The sequence below is a fragment of the Pseudomonas sp. IC_126 genome (assembly GCF_004331835.1).
Classification (GTDB): domain Bacteria; phylum Pseudomonadota; class Gammaproteobacteria; order Pseudomonadales; family Pseudomonadaceae; genus Stutzerimonas.
The window spans coordinates 647627-665082 of sequence record NZ_SJSS01000002.1; the positions used below are offsets into that span (position 1 = coordinate 647627).

Genomic DNA, 17456 nt, shown 5'->3' on the forward strand with positions numbered 1-17456 from the left:
TGCTCGATTTAAAATGCAGGGAAGCCGCTTGGCATGGCTGGCAACTCACTCGATCGTGGTCGCCCTGTGCTCGGCGGCGGTGCTGACGCATGTTAAACAATTTCGGCTTAAAGTCTTCGGCAGTCGGACCTCGGCCGATCAAACCGTGCCGCAAGTCACTCCAATGTTGTGGGTCCGCAGCGCGATATGGCGCGGTTTCGCCTGTCCGGCTCCTGTCTATGATGTCTGTCAGACGCTGCCGGCGATCACCTCGCAGCCCATCGCAGCACCTGGTTAATGAGCGAGCTAACCAGTTGCGCTTACAATCGCCGGTCAATCCTTATGGAGTTATCAGTCCGTGCAACCCGTGATCTCCATCGAACTACTGAGCAAGACTTATGCGTCCGGGCATCCGGCGCTCAAGCAGATCGATCTGCACATTCGCAAGGGCGAAATCTTCGCCCTGCTCGGGCCCAACGGAGCGGGCAAGACCACGCTGATCAGCATCATTTGCGGCATCGTCAATCCCGGTAGCGGGAGGGTGCTCGTCGATGGCTACGACATCATTGGCGATTACCGCCAAGCCCGCTCGAAGATCGGCCTGGTTCCGCAGGAATTGTTCAACGAAGGCTTCGAGAGTGTCTGGGCCACGGTGCGCTTCTCCCGCGGCCTGTTCGGCAAGGCGCCGGACGATGCCTATCTGGAAAAGCTGCTGCGTGACCTGTCGCTGTGGGACAAGAAAAACGCGCGCATCATCGAGCTGTCCGGCGGGATGAAGCGCCGAGTGATGATCGCCAAGGCGCTGTCCCACGAGCCGAGCATCCTGTTTCTCGACGAGCCCACCGCAGGCGTCGATGTCGAGCTGCGCCGGGACATGTGGGAGATGGTTCGCGGTCTGCGTGAGCGCGGCGTGACCATCATCCTCACCACGCACTACATCGAAGAGGCAGAGGAAATGGCCGATCGCATCGGCGTGATCAGCCGGGGCGAGATCATTCTGGTCGAGGACAAGCACGTCCTGATGCACAAGCTAGGTAAGAAGCAGCTGACGCTGCATTTGCAACGGCCGTTGGCGGAAATCCCGGCGGAGCTGGCTGGATATCCGCTGGAGTTGATCGACGGCGGCAACGAACTGGTCTTTACCTTCGACGCCCAGCACGAGGACACCGGCATCGCCGATCTGCTCAGGCGTCTCGCGGCACACGGGATCGATTTCAAGGATCTGCAATCGAGTCAGAGCTCGCTGGAAGAAATCTTCGTCAACCTGGTTAAGGGAAGCCGCACATGAACTTCCATGCAATTCGCGCCATTTACCTGTTCGAGCTGGCACGCACTTGGCGTACGTTGCTGCAGAGCATCGCCACGCCGGTCATCTCCACTTCGCTGTACTTCGTGGTGTTCGGCTCGGCCATTGGTTCGCGGATGGAAGCCATGCACGGTATCCCGTACGGCGCTTTCATCATTCCCGGCCTGATCATGATGGCGCTGCTTACGGAGAGTGTTTCCAACGCCTCGTTTGGCATCTACATGCCGCGCTACTCCGGGACCATCTATGAGGTGCTGTCGGCGCCGGTTTCCTATCTAGAAATCGTCATCGGCTATGTCGGCGCGGCGGCGACCAAGTCCATCATTCTTGGCTTGGTGATTCTGGTCACCGCGCGGCTGTTCGTCGATTATCAGATCCAGCATCCGCTGATGATGGCGCTATTCTTAGTACTCACGGCGGTGACCTTCTGTCTGTTCGGCTTCATCATCGGCATCTGGGCTGACGGCTGGGAAAAGCTGCAGATCGTGCCGTCGCTGATCGTCATGCCGTTGGCCTTTCTCGGCGGCAGCTTCTATTCGATCGAGATGCTGCCGCCGCTGTGGCAGAAGATCACCCTGTTCAATCCGGTGGTCTACCTGATCAGCGGTTTTCGTTGGAGCTTCTACGGTGTTTCGGACATCGGTGTCGGTATCAGCCTCGCGATGATCTTCGGCTTCCTCGTCGCCTGCTTGCTGGCCGTGTGGTGGATCTTCCGGACGGGTTACCGGCTGAAAAACTGAGGCACAACGCTTTCCGACCCGCATCGCCGGTAACATGCGATCACCCTTCTTTTCGAGGCAAACATGAAACTCGTTTCTTCTCTCGCCGTTCTGGCCGCTCTCAGTCTGGCAACCGGCTCGGCTACCGCCTTCAACCTCGGCGAGGCCGCGCGTGCGGTTTCGGGCATTACCGGTAACGACGCCACGCAGAACTCGTCGCAGGGTCAGGCGCTTAATCTGATCGGTCAGCTCGACGGGCTGGACGTCACGCCCACCCAGGCGCTCGGTGGCAGCGGTGCGCTGCTGCAATTGGCGAAACAGCAATTGGGCAGCAACGATTACGCCCAGCTGGCCAAATCCGTGCCGGGGATCGACAAACTCACCGGCGACAGCGGGCTGGATCAGCTCGGCCAGCTGGGTGCGCTGACCGGACTGCTGGGTCAGTCGGATACCAACCTCAATGCGCAGACGGCCGCCGCGGTGGACAACGTGCAGAGTCTGGGCGACGTCAATCAGGCCTTCTCCGCGCTGGGCATGGACGCCGGCATGGTTAGCCAGTTCGCGCCGATTCTGCTGCAGTATTTGGGCAGTCAAGGAGTGGGCGGCTCGCTGTTGCAGAGCCTGAGCGGCATCTGGGGCGTCGGCGGCGCTTGATTCGTACGCAGTCAGGATAGAAGCCCCGTTCGGCATCGCTCGGCGGGGCTTTTTTCATTTCACTGAGTGCGTGCTACCAGGAGCCATAAGGGATGCCGTGTTTTTCAATATAGGCTTTTGACTCTGCTTCCAAGGGAAGCGCGTACTGGCCGCCAGTCCTTCCTTGCGAAGGGCCCTTTGGCTCGATTTCTGCTTGGGCTTGCAAAACTTCGATAGGACCGCCGCATGTGCTCATGACCCAGCCCTTAACTACGCCGCCTGGCGCTAGCCCCAGCGCCAAGGCATGTCGATAGTCACTGGTACGGCAGGGCGGATCGAGCCGCTCACTCATTAGCTGCCGCGCACGTTCGGGAATCTCGAGGGTGACCCGGTAGGTTTGTGGCTCAGCGAGCGATTGCCAGCGTACGTAGATGCGCCTGGGCAGGTCAGAGCCGTTAACGTGGCGGCCCGCGCCCCAGCCTAAATTGCTACGCCAGCCTGCAGCGTTCCCGCTGCCATCTGATGGTTTGGCGATCGATGCAGTCCCGCCGCCCATTCGATAAAAGCGGCTGCCGTGGATATCTTCCACGTCGGCCGTTTCCACCCAGACCTCCATATAGTCCGGTGCAAGAAAACCTAAGCGCCAATAAGGATAGGGCAGGTTGCCGGCGTGCTGTTCAGGATTGGCGCATCCAGTAAGTAGGAAAAGCAGGCCAAGCAGTACCAATCTCATCGTTTCGTTCCTATGGCATCGTCATGGTGTGCCCGACCATTTACGGCTGGGGCATTAATGAAGACTGCGCTCCATCTGCCACCGCCTTGTCCCATTGCGGCGTTCCAATTGGACGAGAGGTGGATATAGCGCTGGCGAAGTAGACGTTCCTCCTCCTTATCTAGCGGCCCGCTGCCGCTCATGGCCAACTTCAGCAACTTGTCGCAGATCGGTAGGAGCTCCTCTGGCACGCTCAAATCCGCGGTTTTAGGTACCTCCCTAAAGGGTACTTCCTCGCCAATGGCTAGCCCATGCATCACGCGCAGATACACCCGAGACAGATGCCCATATACCGTGCGCTCCAGATAAGGCGCCGCCATTACGTACTTCATTTGGTCGTTACGCCCACCGCTGAATGGTGGGTAATGCTCCCAGACATCGGTTTCCAGGCGCGCGGTGCGGTCCTGCGGATCGAGCAGGTCGGCCTGGCGAGCGAGGGCGGTGTCCTGCCGCGCCTGTTGATAGGCCAACGTGCGTAGCGGATCGGTTTCACGGCTGACCCAGTTGCGGCGGGGGCGAACAAGGTAGAGCCGTTCCACGGACTCGGGCAGGTAACCGCCGCCTAGGTCCGAATGAGCGCCGGGCAGCATGATTTCGCGGTGTGGCGCGGAGACCCGGTTGAGCGCGAAGTTGCGGCGGTGTTCGTCACGAGCCACCAGATGCACCACCTGACGAGCCGCGTCGGGCGCCAGGTAAAGGTCGATACCGCCGTTTATGGCGTCGCTGGGATCGGCCCAGTCATCCCAGCCGCCGATCGCCGCGACGGTATCGAACAGGCCGATGAAGTTGATGACGACGTCGCGGTCCCAATCGAAATCTGGTCCAGGCGTGAATTTCCTTTGGCGATGTAATGCGCCCAATGGCCCGTTAGCACGTTGCAGTACTTGATTGGCAAAGTGTCGAGCCGCAGCCGCGCCACGGCTGAAGCCGAATACGTCCAGCTCCAGGATCCCGAGCGACGAGCCCGGGTTCGCTTGCTGAAAAGCATCCAATGCCTGAGTGATGAGCGAGAAACCTTCATCGACCTTGGCCAATACACCAGTGTCGCCTCGCCCAAGCGCTTGCCCGGGAAATGGTGTGTCTTTCTTGCCGGTTGTCGTGCCGGCTCCGGTGACGTAAACGCGAAAGATGCTGGGTGTCTCGGCATCCTTGGGTATCGGCTCGTCACGATAAAGCTCGTACAACCGCCAGATATTGCTGACGTCGTTCCCATAGCTGCTGTCCGGGTCGAGGTGATGCGCTTCGCAGCGCTGGACGATGGCCTGCGCTTCTTGTTCGCCCAAGCCGATATCCGAGGCTCGGCACTGCGCGCCGATAGCGCTATTGCTGGCGTTGTTGCCGGTGCCGTCGAAGAACACGCCGATGCGTAGGGTGACGGCTTGGCGGCTGTCGAGTTCTTCCTCTTCCTCCTCTTCTTCCAGGCCGTGCGGAGCATCGCGGCCAGGGCCCGTCTGCGAAATTCGGGCCTGGCTGGGAGTCGGTTGCGGCGGATGCGGTGAGCGCAGCGATATGGTTGGATCGGAGGCCTGGGCTTGCGCCGCTGGCTGAAGGTTCATGGATGCCGGCGGTATGAATGGTGCCGAGACTGGATAGTTGCCGATGATGACAGTGCCGGAGCCGCCGACGATCACGTCGCCGTGAGCGCCAACGCTGCCCAGCGTGGCGGCCGGTTTGCCGTTGATCAACACGCCGGGGATGAGGTTGCCCGATAGCGCACTACCACAACCAGTGGCATCACCCAGGCGAGCGGCGGGCAAGCTGTCGAACAGTACGTCAGGTGAGCCGGTGGCAATGGGGTTATTACCGTGCCCAGTCTTTGGGCAGGCCGTAGGATCACCGAGGCGGGCGGCAGGTTTGCCGGACATGACCAATCTCCTTATCGGTATGCAGCCGGCACCTTGCCCAAGAACGATGCCGAGAGCAAACGACGCGCCGTTTTTTATGGGCTGGTTCGCAGCCTGCGCCTCGGCTGTGCCAGAACCTGCGCAGCGAAAAGAAAAGCCCCGCACAGCAAAGAGCTGGCGGGGCTTTACTTACAGCTTGACGCTTGCAGTTTGCAGCTGCTTTTACAGCCCGGCAGCCGCGCGCAGGGCGTCGGCCTTGTCGGTCTTTTCCCACGTGAAGGCGGTGAAGGTGTCGCCACCGACCGTCATTTCATAAGGATCGCGACCGAAGTGGCCGTACGCGGCGGTAGCCTTGTACATCGGGTGCAGCAGGTCGAGCATGGTGGTGATCGCGTAGGGACGCAGGTCGAAATGCTCGCGCACCAGGGCGACGATCCGCTCGTCGCTGAGCTTGCCGGTGCCGAAGGTGTTGATCGAGATCGAGGTCGGCTGGGCCACGCCGATGGCGTAGGAAACTTGGATTTCGCAGCGCTCGGCGAGGCCTGCGGCGACGATATTCTTGGCCACGTAGCGGCCGGCGTAGGCCGCCGAACGGTCGACCTTGGACGGGTCCTTGCCGGAGAAGGCTCCGCCGCCGTGACGGGCCATGCCGCCGTAGGTGTCTACGATGATCTTGCGCCCGGTCAGGCCGCAGTCGCCCACTGGGCCGCCGATGATGAACTGGCCGGTCGGGTTGATGTGGAACTGGGTGTCCTTGTGCAGCAATTCGGCCGGGATGACGTGCTTGACGATCAACTCCATCACCGCTTCCTTGAGGTCGGAATGCTTGACCTCGGGGTTGTGCTGGGTGGAGAGGACGATGGCGTCGATGCCTACGACTTTACCGCCTTCGTAACGGCAGGTGACCTGGCTCTTGGCATCCGGGCGCAGCCACGGCAGCAGGCCGTTCTTGCGCGCTTCGGCCTGGCGCTCGACCAGTGCATGGGAAAAGCGGATCGGCGCGGGCATCAGCACATCGGTTTCGTTGCTGGCGTAGCCGAACATCAGGCCCTGATCTCCCGCGCCCTGGTCTTCCGGCTTACTGCGGTCGACGCCCTGGGCGATATCTACCGACTGCTTGCCGATGATATTGATGATGCCGCAGGTGGCGCCATCGAAGCCGACTTCCGAGCTGTTGTAGCCGATGTCGATGATGACGTCGCGCACCAACTGCTCAAGGTCAACCCAGGCGCTGGTGGTGACTTCGCCGGCGACGATCGCCACACCGGTCTTGACCAGGGTTTCACAGGCCACGCGGGCGTGTGTGTCTTCGGCAATGATTGCGTCCAGCACCGCATCGGAGATCTGGTCGGCGATCTTGTCCGGGTGCCCTTCGGACACGGACTCGGAGGTGAAAATCGAATATTCGCTCATCTATCGGTTCCTAATTACCGGTGGGTGAGTCGGCTGTCAGTGGCGGGCCGGGAAAAGTACCGGGCCTGGATCTGAAAACCGTTCTTCAAGCCAATGTAGAGGCTCTCGCCGGGCGTGAGCCCCGCGGCATCGGCCCAACGGGCCAGATCGTCCTGTTCGAAGCCCAACCAGAGATCGCCGCAGGCCTTCCTGGCCCAACTCTGATTGTGGCTGCACAGCTCGGTGAGCAGTAGGCTGCCGCCCGCGTTCACCAGCCGCGCTAGTTGCTTGAGTGCATCACCCGGCGCGGCCAGGTGATGCAGAACCATGTTCAAAACGACGCAATCGGCCGATGGGCATTCGTCCTGTAAAGCATCGGCGAGTTTCAATTCGACGTTGTCCAGCGCCTCTTCTTCGCAACGTGTGCGCGCCAGTTCCAACATTGCCGGGCTGTTGTCGACAGCGACCACCCGCGCGAAGCGTGCGGCCAGCTCCGGTAGAAAACTGCCATCGCCGGGGCCGACTTCCAGCGCGGTCGCGGTCGGCGCGAAGTTCAGTGCATCGAGCAGCGCCACCACGCTATCGCGGTATTGCGGCAGTCCGGCGATCAAATCCTGGCGTGCCTGGAAGCTGCCAGCCATGCGCGTGAAAAAGTCTTCGCTGGCGGCGCTGCGTTGGGCATGCACCGCGCTAATCCGAGCCTGGACGTCGCCTGGCAACATCAGTTGATCGACTTCCTCCAGCAGGGCGGCATGCAGCTTGCCGCCGAGAGATTCGCCCTGGGGCAGGCTGCGACGATAGAAGATGGCGTTGCCTTCACGTCGTGTCGCCAGCAGACCGGCCTGGCTCAGCACTTTCAGGTGGTGGCTGATGCCGGACTGGCCGGTGGCGAAGATCTGCGCCAGCTCCAGTACGCCGAACGAATCGCTGGCCAGCGCCCGCAACACATTCAGCCGCAACGAGTCGCCGCCGGCCTTGCACAGGGCGGCGAGCTGATCGCTGTCGTCGAAGGAAATCCGGGGGATGCGCAGGCTCATAAGTCGCGCAGTCTAGTCGGTCGTTTTTCGTCCAGCAATGGCAGTATCAAAAAGTTTTGATATTGGACAAGCCGGCTGTTCAGCTCACCAGGCTGTTAATGCCCATTGCGCACGACACCAACCCGAGGGCGAGCAGGAAGAAGCTCGGTAGCAGGTCGAGTGCCCGCTGCAGTTTGTCGTGACTGGACAGGCGACGTGATACCAGGCTGTAGGCGACCAGAATGGACACATCGACCAATGCCCAGATGATGATCAGTGCTGCGGCCTGGGGCGCGAAGGGTTGCGCGGGAAGAATGAACCCCGGCAGAAACGCGAGAAAGAACAGGATGTCCTTGGGGTTCGACAAGCCTACCGCCATCGCACGCCAGAAGTAATGCGCGTGTGGCCGCCCCTGTTTCGGTTTTTCGTCATCGCCGCCACACAGGCCATCCGCGCCGAGCCAGATCAGATAGAGGCCACCGAGTACCTGGCCCCATTCAAGAATGGCCGGCTTCAGATCGAGCGCCAGATAGATCAGTACCAGGGCGGCGATCAACAGAAGCTGAGCAGAGAGCACGCCGCCGAGAATGGTCCAGGCCGGCCAGCTGCGCCGCGCATCGGCGATGACCAGCGCGACCACTGGCCCTGGGGAGGCGATCAGCAAGGTGACCGCGGCGGCAAAGGCTAAGTAAGTGGCGCTCATAGCTCGGTCACCAGCTCGAAGATGCGTGATTGGCGGCCCAATTTTTCGGTGTAGAAAGCCAGGTTGCAGCTGGCGAAGGTGCGCTGCATCCAGCGGTCGCTGCCATCGAAGCGGGCTGGGAAGGGGCTGCGCGCGTGCGCGGTGCGTCGATTGTCGATGATCAGCAGATCGCCGCGGGCCAGCCGTACCGGCTCGACGACATCCCAGGCGATGCGGCGCAACGCATCGAGCGAGTGCTGCGCGCGGTCGCTGTAGGCCACCATGAACTGCGGATCGAAGCGAAAGAAGGGCGCATCGGGGTCGCCGTACAGCACGGTCTGATGTTTGTTGATGTCGATGCGCTGGTTCTTCTCGGTCGGGCCGTAATCGGAGAGGAAGTTGTAAGGCTCGTTGAGAAAGAAAGCCTGCTGTTCGTAGCTCAGGTGCTCAAGGATGTGATCGACCGAAGCGATGTAGGTAATGGCTTGCGCTGTAGGATCCTGGCGCAGGCAAAGCAGTAGCAGGTAGTCCGGCTGGATCGCATGAAAGGCGTTTTCGGTATGCAGGTCGAGCTCGGTATCGAAGCTGTCCGAGCTGGCGGCGCGCGATTGTGTCGGCTGCGGGAAGAGGTTGTTGACGATGCAGCCGCCGGATTCCTGCACGTAGCCGATCGGGTCACCCAGCAGGGCGGTGGCTTGCAGCAGCAGCTTTTCGCTGCGCTCATCCGGCTTGTGCACGTCGGCGCGGGATTGAGGTGTCGGCGGGATATCGCCTATCTCCATGCCTTGCAGCCGTAGAAAACCCTGCGGGTTGCCGAACATCTTGAAATCGAGAATCTGCGCAATCTGCTCCTGGCCCAGTCCCCCGTTACTGATGGCGGCAGACAAAAGTACGTCAAAGTTGCGATTGGACATGTCATTCTTCCCTGCGGTTTTCTACGGCATACGCCACGCTTGTGAGCCGAAGCCATCGCACTGTTGGCTCGGCTGCTGGCGCAGTATTGGTGGGGTTCGGAGGGTTGAAAAATGGAAAAAAGGGCCGGCTGTCATGAGTTTTACTCATGCCGGAGTGGGGCGGCATGACAGTGCGGATGCCTCCCCTGTATGCGCTGCGAGCTTTCGAAGTGGCGGCGCGATTCGGCTCGTTCACCCAGGCGGCTGAAAGCCTGTGCATCACGCAGAGCGCGGTCAGCCGGCATGTGAAGGCACTCGAGGAGAATCTCGGTTGTCAGCTCTTCGACCGGCGCGGCTCCAAGCTGGCGCTGACCGACACGGGGCGGATGCTGGCGCAGGAACTCAAGGTGGGCTTTCGCACCATCGAAAACGCCTGCATCGCGGTCAATCGACAGCAGAACGCGCTCCGGCTGAAGGCCCCGTCGACGCTGACCATGCGCTGGTTGCTGGGTGCGCTGGAAACATTCCAGCTAGCCCACCCGCAGAATCAGGTACAGCTCACCAGTGCCTGGATGGACCTGGACGCGGTGGATTTTCATAACGAGCCGTTCGATTGCGCGATTCTGCTCGGACACGGCGGTTTCCCGGCTGACTGGAACCGCGTGAAGTTGTTCGATGAATGGCTGGTGCCCGTGTGTTCACCGGACATCCTCGGTGACGGATGCTGGACCGCGTCCCAGCTGGCGTCCGCCGAGTTGATCCATCCCTCGCGTGACTGCCGCGACTGGCGGCGCTGGCTGCAGCGGGTCGGGCTGATCGACGTGATCGCGTGGCAGCAGGGCAAGCTGTTCGACACGCTGGAACTGGGCATCTCCGCCGCAGCGCAGGGGCATGGCGTCTCCATCGGCGATCTCGCCTTGGTCGGTGCGGAGCTGCACAAGGGCACGCTGGCGCTGCCGTTCGAGCAGGCGGTGCGCTCCGGCGATAGCTACTATCTGGTCTGGCCGGCGACCGGCGAAACCCCGGAAACGCTCACTCGGATGAAGGATTACCTGCTGCGGCATCTGCCGGATGCCGGAAGCTGCGGCGTCAGTCTGCTCGACTAGAACGCGCAGCGCGCATCAGTCATTGCCCCCCATCCCGCGAAAGGGGAAAATGGCCGCCTTTTTCACGTACTACCCCGCAGGAGATTCAGCGATGCCCAGCCGTCGTGAGCGAGCCAATGCCATCCGCGCCCTCAGCATGGATGCTGTGCAGAAAGCCAACAGCGGCCATCCCGGTGCCCCGATGGGCATGGCGGACATCGCCGAAGTACTCTGGCGCGACCACCTGAAACACAGCCCGACCAACCCCTTGTGGGCCGATCGCGACCGCTTCGTGCTGTCCAACGGCCACGGTTCGATGCTGATTTATTCGCTGCTGCACCTGACCGGCTACGACCTGTCCATCGATGACCTGAAGAATTTCCGCCAGCTGCACAGCAAGACGCCTGGCCACCCGGAGTTCGGTTACACCGCCGGCGTCGAGACCACCACCGGCCCGCTCGGTCAGGGTCTGGCCAACGCCGTGGGCTTCGCCCTGGCGGAAAAGGTCATGGCGGCGCAGTTCAACCAGCCCGGCCATCAGGTCGTCGACCACAACACCTACGTGTTTCTCGGCGATGGCTGCCTGATGGAAGGCATCTCCCATGAAGTCTGCTCGCTGGCCGGCACCCTGGGGCTGAACAAGCTCACCGCCTTCTACGATGACAACGGCATCTCCATCGATGGCGAAGTGCACGGCTGGTTCACCGACGATACCCCGCGCCGCTTCGAGGCCTACGGCTGGCAGGTGATTCGCAACGTCGACGGTCACGACGCAGACGAGATTCAGATGGCCATCGAGACCGCGCGCAAGAGCGACCGTCCGACGCTGATTTGCTGCAAGACCATCATCGGCTTTGGCTCGCCGAACAAGCAGGGCAAGGAAGAATCCCACGGTGCCGCGCTTGGCGACGCCGAAATCGCCTTGACTCGTGAGGCGCTGGGCTGGAAGCACGGCCCGTTCGAAATTCCCGCCGAGATCTACGCCGAGTGGGATGCCAAGCAGAAGGGCGCCGACGCCGAAAACGAATGGAACAAGCGCTTCGCCGCCTACGAAACCGAATTCCCGGCGCTGGCCGCTGAATTCAAGCGGCGCATGGCCGGCGAACTGCCCGCCGACTTCGCCGAGAAAGCCAGCGAATTCATCCGCGAAGTGGCCACCAAGGGCGAGACCATCGCCAGCCGCAAGGCCAGCCAGAACTGCCTGAACGCCTTCGGCCCGCTGCTGCCAGAACTGCTCGGCGGCTCGGCGGACCTGGCCGGCTCCAACCTGACCCTTTGGAAGGGCTGCAAGCCGGTAGTCGCCGAGGATGCCTCGGGCAACTATATGTACTACGGCGTGCGCGAGTTCGGCATGGCCGCGATCATGAACGGCGTCGCCCTGCATGGCGGCCTGATCCCCTACGGCGCGACCTTCCTGATGTTCATGGAATACGCGCGCAATGCCGTGCGTATGTCGGCGCTGATGAAGCAGCGGGTGATCTACGTCTTCACCCACGACTCCATCGGCCTCGGCGAAGACGGCCCGACCCACCAGCCGATCGAGCAACTGACCAGCCTGCGTACCACGCCGAACCTAGATACCTGGCGTCCGGCCGACACCGTCGAGTCCGCGGTAGCCTGGAAGCATGCCGTCGAGCGCAAGGACGGCCCGAGCGCGCTGATTTTCTCGCGCCAGAACCTGCCCTATCACGTACGCGACAACGAAACCGAGGCCGCCATCGCCCGCGGCGGCTACATCCTGAAAAACTGCGAAGGCGAGCCGGAGCTGATCCTCATCGCCACTGGTTCGGAAGTGAGCCTTGCGGTCGACGCCGCCGACAAGCTGACCGCGCAAGGTCGTAAGGTGCGCGTGGTGTCCATGCCCTGCACCAGCGTGTTCGATGCCCAGGACGCCGCCTACAAGCAGCAGGTGCTGCCGGTGGAAGTCGGTGCGCGCATCGCCATCGAGGCGGCGCATGCGGACTACTGGTACAAGTACGTCGGCCTCGAAGGCCAAATCATCGGCATGACCACCTATGGCGAGTCGGCCCCGGCCGGTCAGCTGTTCGAGGAGTTCGGTTTTACCGTCGATAACGTTCTCGCGGTTGCCGAAGAGCTGTTGGAAGACTAATGAGTCAGCTGGAAGCCTGAAGCTGGAGGCTTGAATAAAAGCAGCCGGCTCGGGCTTAAGGGATCACAGCAGCTGAGAGGTTGCGGCTGGATGGTGGAAGTGCCAGCGGCATGAGTACTTCCAGCTTCCGGCTTCCAGCTTTCAGCTCGCCCAGAAACGAGCCGCGAATGTCCCGAACTCCCTCTTACCGCATCGCGCTTAACGGCTACGGCCGTATCGGCCGCTGCGTGCTGCGCGCCTTCTACGAACGTGATGCCGCATTCGATTTTCAGATCGTTGCCCTCAACGACCTGGCCGACATGGCCAGCCTGGAATACCTGACCCGCTTCGACTCCACCCATGGGCGCTTTCCCGGCGAGGTGAGCGTGGACGGAGACTGTCTGCACCTCAATGGCGACTGCGTGAAGGTGCTGCGTGAGTCTACGCCGGAGGCTATCGACTGGTCGGTGCTGGGCGTGGACCTGGTGTTGGAATGTTCGGGCGCCTACAACACCCGCGCCGGTGGTGAGCGTTTTCTCGCTGCCGGTGTGCCCCGCGTGCTGTTTTCCCAGCCGATGATGGGAGCCGCGGATGTCGATGCCACCGTAGTGATGGGCATCAACCACACGCAGCTGACCGGCGCCGAACGGCTGGTTTCAAATGCGTCCTGCACCACCAACTGCGGTGTGCCGTTGCTGAAACTGCTCAACGACGCGGTGGGCATCGAGTACGCCTCCATCACTACCATCCACTCGGCGATGAACGACCAGCCGGTGATCGACGCCTATCACCACGACGACCTGCGCCGCACGCGCTCGGCCTTCCAGTCTGTGATTCCGGTGTCCACCGGATTGGCCAAGGGAATTGAACGGCTGCTGCCGGAACTCTCCGGACGGATTCAGGCCAAAGCCGTTCGGGTGCCGACGGTGAACGTGTCCTGCCTGGATATCACCCTGCAGACGTCCCGTGACACGGACGCCCAGGCGATCAACCGGGTGCTGCGCGAGGCCGCCGAATCCGGCCCGTTGAAGGGGTTGCTGGCGTACACCGAGCTGCCCCATGCCAGCTGCGACTTCAATCACGACCCGCATTCGGCGATCGTCGATGGCAGCCTGACGCGAGCCTCCGGGCCGCGGCTGGTGAATCTGCTGGCCTGGTTCGACAACGAATGGGGATTCGCCAACCGTATGCTGGACGTCGCCGAACACTATCTGCGCGTGGCTCATCGCCCCTAGCGGGCCGCGTCTTGAATTTCGCTGTTTCGTACTTTTAAGGAAGATCGACATGACCGTTTTGAAGATGAACGACCTCGACCTGCAGGGTAAGCGCGTACTGATCCGCGAAGACCTCAACGTGCCGGTGAAGGATGGCGCGGTGAAGAGCGATGCGCGCATCCTGGCTTCGCTGCCGACCATCAAGCTGGCGCTGGAGAAGGGCGCGGCGGTGCTGGTCTGCTCGCACCTGGGTCGCCCGGAGGAGGGCGTGTTCAGCGAAGAAGACAGTCTCAAGCCGGTCGCCGACTATTTGAGCAAGGCGCTGAACCGCGAAGTCCCGCTGGTCCGCGATTACCTCGACGGCATCGAGGTCAAGGCCGGTGAGCTGGTGCTGCTGGAAAATGTACGCTTCAACAAAGGTGAGAAGAAGAACACCGACGAGCTGGCGCAAAAGTACGCGGCACTGTGCGACGTCTTCGTGATGGATGCCTTCGGCACCGCTCACCGCGCCCAAGGCTCGACTCATGGCGTGGCCAAATTCGCCAAGGTCGCCTGTGCCGGTCCGCTGCTGGCCGCTGAACTCGATGCGCTGGGCAAGGCGCTGAAGAGCCCGGCCAAGCCGATGGCGGCCATCGTTGCCGGTTCCAAGGTCTCGACCAAGCTCGATGTATTGAACAGCCTGAGCCAGGTGTGCGACCAGCTGATCGTCGGTGGCGGCATCGCCAATACGTTCCTCGCCGCTGCTGGCTTCCCGGTGGGCAAGTCGCTGTATGAAGCCGATCTGGTGGACACCGCCAAGGCCATCGCGGCCAAGGTCAGCGTGCCGCTGCCGGTGGACGTGGTGGTAGCCAAGGCCTTCGCCGAGGACGCCGAGGCCACGGTGAAAGCCGCTGCCGATGTGTCCGACGACGACATGATTCTGGACATCGGCCCGCAGACCGCGGCCAATTTCGCCGAGCTGCTCAAGTCCTCGAAAACCATTCTCTGGAACGGCCCGGTTGGGGTATTCGAGTTCGATCAGTTCGGCAACGGCACCAAGGTGCTGGCCGAGGCCATCGCTGAAAGCCCGGCATTCTCCATCGCGGGCGGCGGTGACACCCTGGCGGCCATCGACAAATATCGTGTGAGCGAGAAGATTTCCTACATCTCCACCGGTGGCGGCGCCTTCCTCGAATTCGTCGAGGGTAAGGTGCTCCCGGCAGTGGAAATCCTCGAGCAGCGAGCCGCACAGTAGCGCTCGTCAGGCATAACAAGCGAAACGCCAAGGCAACCCCTGGAGCTTGATGAGGTCTCTGTTTTGTCTGAGCACGGAATGGAGACTTACCATGCGTTATGCCGCTCTAGCTGTTTGCTGTCTTGGCTTGGCCGGTTGTGCCGGTGGCGCGCCGGATTCGCTTTGCGAAGTGATCGACCCGCCACCAATCGAAAGCCCCACTGCACAGAACGATCAGCGGGTGCAGATGCAAAGCACCGGCGATCCAACCGCTGGAACCGCTGCGGACGTTCAGGATTGCCCGTGAGCCGATGCAGCCAAGCAAGGAGAAGCGATGAAAGGCCTGTATATCCCGTTTGCCGCACTGCTGCTCAGTGGTTGCGGTCACTGGCAGTCCGGCCCCGACGCACCCTTCGTTCGCTGGAAATGCCAGAGCCAACAGAACATCGCCTGGCGCTACGCCGATGACAGTCGCCAAACGGTGGAGCTGAAGATCGGCGATAGCGAGCAGGTTCACCGGCTGCGCAAGGAACCTGCCACTCGTGGTGCTTTCTATAGCGACGGTGTGGTGGCTTTCCACGACAAAGGTAACCAGGCGTTGGTCTTTCGGACCGCCGACGACAAGCTGCTGGCCCATGGCTGCAGCGCTTCGCTGATCACCATTTGAGATGCCGAGACGCCCCTACGCAGCGGGTCGGCATGGAGCGATTTGCGGCGTTTCGCCAGAACTGATGGTTTTTGAGCCGTCCGCCACTACAATGCCGCGCCTTACCGCGCGGTGCTTGAACAGCGCCCGCCCCTGCGGCAGGCTTTAAACGAATAAACGACCCAAACCGGGAGAAAGGAAAACATGGCACTCATCAGCATGCGCCAGATGCTCGACCACGCCGCCGAGTTCGGCTACGGCGTGCCGGCCTTCAACGTGAACAACCTCGAGCAGATGCGAGCCATCATGGAAGCGGCCGATAAGACCGACTCCCCGGTGATCGTCCAGGCTTCTGCCGGTGCCCGCAAATACGCTGGCGCCCCCTTCCTGCGCCACCTGATCCTGGCGGCGATCGAAGAATTCCCGCATATCCCGGTGTGCATGCACCAGGACCACGGCACGAGCCCGGATATCTGCCAGCGCTCGATCCAGCTGGGCTTCAGCTCGGTAATGATGGACGGCTCGCTGCGTGAAGACGGCAAGACGCCGTCCGATTACGAATACAACGTGCGTGTCACTCAGCAGACCGTTGCTTTTTCCCACGCCTGCGGCGTATCGGTGGAAGGCGAACTGGGCTGCCTGGGTAGCCTGGAAACCGGCATGGCCGGTGAAGAAGACGGCGTCGGTGCCGAAGGCACCCTGGATCACAGCCAGCTGCTGACCGATCCGGAAGAAGCCGCCGATTTCGTGAAGAAGACCAAGGTGGACGCCCTGGCCATCGCCATCGGCACCAGCCACGGTGCCTACAAGTTCACCAAGCCGCCGACTGGCGACACGCTGTCGATCCAGCGCATCAAGGAAATCCACCAGCGCATTCCCGATACGCACCTGGTGATGCACGGCTCCTCCTCCGTTCCGCAGGAGTGGCTGAAAATCATCAATGAGTACGGTGGTGACATCAAGGAAACCTACGGCGTGCCGGTCGAGGAAATCGTCGAAGGCATCAAATATGGCGTGCGCAAGGTCAATATCGACACCGACCTACGCCTGGCATCCACCGGTGCGATCCGCGAATTCATGGCGAAGAACCCCGCCGAATTCGATCCGCGCAAGTACCTGGCCAAGACCGTCGCGGCCATGCGTGACATCTGCATTCTGCGCTACGAAGCCTTCGGCACCGCTGGCAATGCCTCGAAGATCAAGCCGATCTCCCTGGAAGGCATGTTCCAGCGTTATGCCTCCGGTGAGTTGGATCCCAAGGTCAACTGAGTCGGCGCTGACGACTGAACAAGGGCCCGCTTGAAGTGGGCTCGAAATAACAAACCCCGCCTTGGCGGGGTTTTGTTTTTAAGTGTTGTGCCGGCCGAAGCATTTGTCGCGGGTCGCGCCTCTTATGAGCTTTTGCGGGAGGCCCGCCCTCGGGGCGAAGCTTTTGCCTTGCCCGGTACTACCAGGCGCACTTGTCTTTGGAGTACGACTCGGACACCGGCTACGCTGAGCGTTAGATGGAGAACCCCTTAGTCCAATAGTTGCTGAATCTGGCTGTGCAGATTATCGAGCGAGAAGGGCTTTGCGATGATCGGAGCGGAGCGGGCAATGGGGCTTCCGGACTCGTGGATTTCGATCGGATAACCGCTGATGAAGATGACTTTCAGATCGGGCCGCAACTTGATTGCCGGTTCCGCGATCATCACGCCTGAAACTCCACCGGGCAGTCTGAAATCGGTTACCAGCAGGTCCAGTCGCGGCTTGGTTGCCAAAATCTCGAAAGCTCGAGCCGAACTCGCCGCCTCCAGAACCGTGTAGCCTTCCCCGGCTAGATAGTCAGACAACAGGCCGAGAATGTGGGGTTCGTCCTCAACGAGCAGGACAACTTTGGTTGGTGCTTGGCTCATCGGGGTGATTCTCGATTCTTGTGAAAATTGCTTGTGAACGTATTTTGTGTCAAGCCAGTGATGGTTCCGGCGCGGGAC

17 protein-coding genes are annotated in these 17456 nt (G+C 61.4%); 10 read left to right on the top strand and 7 right to left on the bottom strand.

The annotated features are described in order from the left end of the window. Positions 1-337 precede the first annotated feature (337 nt). The 3 genes from E0D86_RS08360 to E0D86_RS08370 all read left to right on the top strand — a co-directional run bounded on the left by E0D86_RS08360 (position 338) and on the right by E0D86_RS08370 (position 2658). The gene (locus E0D86_RS08360; RefSeq protein ID WP_131649548.1) at positions 338-1267 is read left to right on the top strand and encodes an ABC transporter ATP-binding protein; all 930 of its coding nucleotides are present in this window, start codon (positions 338-340) and stop codon (positions 1265-1267) included. Further along, entirely contained in the window at positions 1264-2025 is a 762-nt protein-coding gene (locus tag E0D86_RS08365; RefSeq protein ID WP_131649549.1) for an ABC transporter permease, read from the top strand. Before E0D86_RS08360 ends, E0D86_RS08365 begins: the two co-directional genes overlap by 4 nt. 63 nt (positions 2026-2088) lie before the next feature. Continuing rightward, positions 2089-2658, top strand: coding sequence for a DUF2780 domain-containing protein (locus tag E0D86_RS08370; RefSeq protein ID WP_131649550.1), 570 nt, complete (start codon positions 2089-2091; stop codon positions 2656-2658). Between the two features lie 73 nt (positions 2659-2731). Here the strand turns inward: E0D86_RS08370 and E0D86_RS08375 are convergent, their stop codons facing one another. From E0D86_RS08375 to E0D86_RS08400, 6 genes are all read right to left on the bottom strand, one after another. After that, on the bottom strand, positions 2732-3370 hold the full coding sequence (locus tag E0D86_RS08375; RefSeq protein WP_131649551.1) for a DUF2931 family protein: 639 nt from the start codon (positions 3368-3370) through the stop codon (positions 2732-2734). Beyond that, positions 3367-5274, bottom strand: a complete 1908-nt coding sequence (locus tag E0D86_RS08380) for a PAAR domain-containing protein (RefSeq protein WP_131649552.1) — start codon at positions 5272-5274, stop codon at positions 3367-3369. The genes E0D86_RS08375 and E0D86_RS08380 overlap by 4 nt, the downstream gene beginning before the upstream one ends. Before the next feature lie 201 nt (positions 5275-5475). After that, the gene (gene metK, locus E0D86_RS08385; protein ID WP_131649553.1) at positions 5476-6666 is read right to left on the bottom strand and encodes a methionine adenosyltransferase; all 1191 of its coding nucleotides are present in this window, start codon (positions 6664-6666) and stop codon (positions 5476-5478) included. Positions 6667-6680: 14 nt separating this feature from the next. Further along, complete coding sequence (locus E0D86_RS08390; protein ID WP_131649554.1) at positions 6681-7682, bottom strand: metalloregulator ArsR/SmtB family transcription factor; 1002 nt, start codon at positions 7680-7682, stop codon at positions 6681-6683. A gap of 79 nt (positions 7683-7761) precedes the next feature. After that, on the bottom strand, positions 7762-8364 hold the full coding sequence (locus tag E0D86_RS08395; RefSeq protein WP_131649555.1) for a LysE family translocator: 603 nt from the start codon (positions 8362-8364) through the stop codon (positions 7762-7764). Beyond that, complete coding sequence (locus E0D86_RS08400; protein WP_131649556.1) at positions 8361-9257, bottom strand: TauD/TfdA family dioxygenase; 897 nt, start codon at positions 9255-9257, stop codon at positions 8361-8363. Before E0D86_RS08400 ends, E0D86_RS08395 begins: the two co-directional genes overlap by 4 nt. 164 nt (positions 9258-9421) lie before the next feature. Here E0D86_RS08400 and E0D86_RS08405 point away from each other — a divergent pair, with 164 nt between their 5' ends. From E0D86_RS08405 to fba, 7 genes are all read left to right on the top strand, one after another. After that, positions 9422-10342 carry a LysR substrate-binding domain-containing protein gene (locus E0D86_RS08405; RefSeq protein ID WP_131649557.1) on the top strand — a complete coding sequence of 307 codons (921 nt, stop codon included), beginning with the start codon at positions 9422-9424 and terminating at the stop codon, positions 10340-10342. Positions 10343-10433: 91 nt separating this feature from the next. Continuing rightward, positions 10434-12431 carry a transketolase gene (gene tkt, locus E0D86_RS08410; protein ID WP_131649558.1) on the top strand — a complete coding sequence of 666 codons (1998 nt, stop codon included), beginning with the start codon at positions 10434-10436 and terminating at the stop codon, positions 12429-12431. A 167-nt stretch (positions 12432-12598) separates the two neighbouring features. Then, positions 12599-13645 carry an erythrose-4-phosphate dehydrogenase gene (epd, locus tag E0D86_RS08415; protein WP_131649559.1) on the top strand — a complete coding sequence of 349 codons (1047 nt, stop codon included), beginning with the start codon at positions 12599-12601 and terminating at the stop codon, positions 13643-13645. A gap of 49 nt (positions 13646-13694) precedes the next feature. Next, a complete protein-coding gene (locus E0D86_RS08420; protein ID WP_131649560.1) occupies positions 13695-14858 on the top strand; it encodes a phosphoglycerate kinase in 1164 nt (387 codons plus the stop codon). A gap of 91 nt (positions 14859-14949) precedes the next feature. Beyond that, positions 14950-15144 carry a hypothetical protein gene (locus E0D86_RS08425; protein ID WP_131649561.1) on the top strand — a complete coding sequence of 65 codons (195 nt, stop codon included), beginning with the start codon at positions 14950-14952 and terminating at the stop codon, positions 15142-15144. A 27-nt stretch (positions 15145-15171) separates the two neighbouring features. Continuing rightward, positions 15172-15504, top strand: coding sequence for an MliC family protein (locus E0D86_RS08430; RefSeq protein WP_131649562.1), 333 nt, complete (start codon positions 15172-15174; stop codon positions 15502-15504). A 183-nt stretch (positions 15505-15687) separates the two neighbouring features. After that, on the top strand, positions 15688-16752 hold the full coding sequence (gene fba, locus E0D86_RS08435) for a class II fructose-bisphosphate aldolase (protein ID WP_131649563.1): 1065 nt from the start codon (positions 15688-15690) through the stop codon (positions 16750-16752). Positions 16753-17000: 248 nt separating this feature from the next. Here fba and E0D86_RS08440 read toward each other — a convergent pair whose 3' ends face one another. Continuing rightward, positions 17001-17378, bottom strand: a complete 378-nt coding sequence (locus E0D86_RS08440; protein WP_131650026.1) for a response regulator — start codon at positions 17376-17378, stop codon at positions 17001-17003. Between the last annotated feature and the right edge of the window lie 78 nt (positions 17379-17456).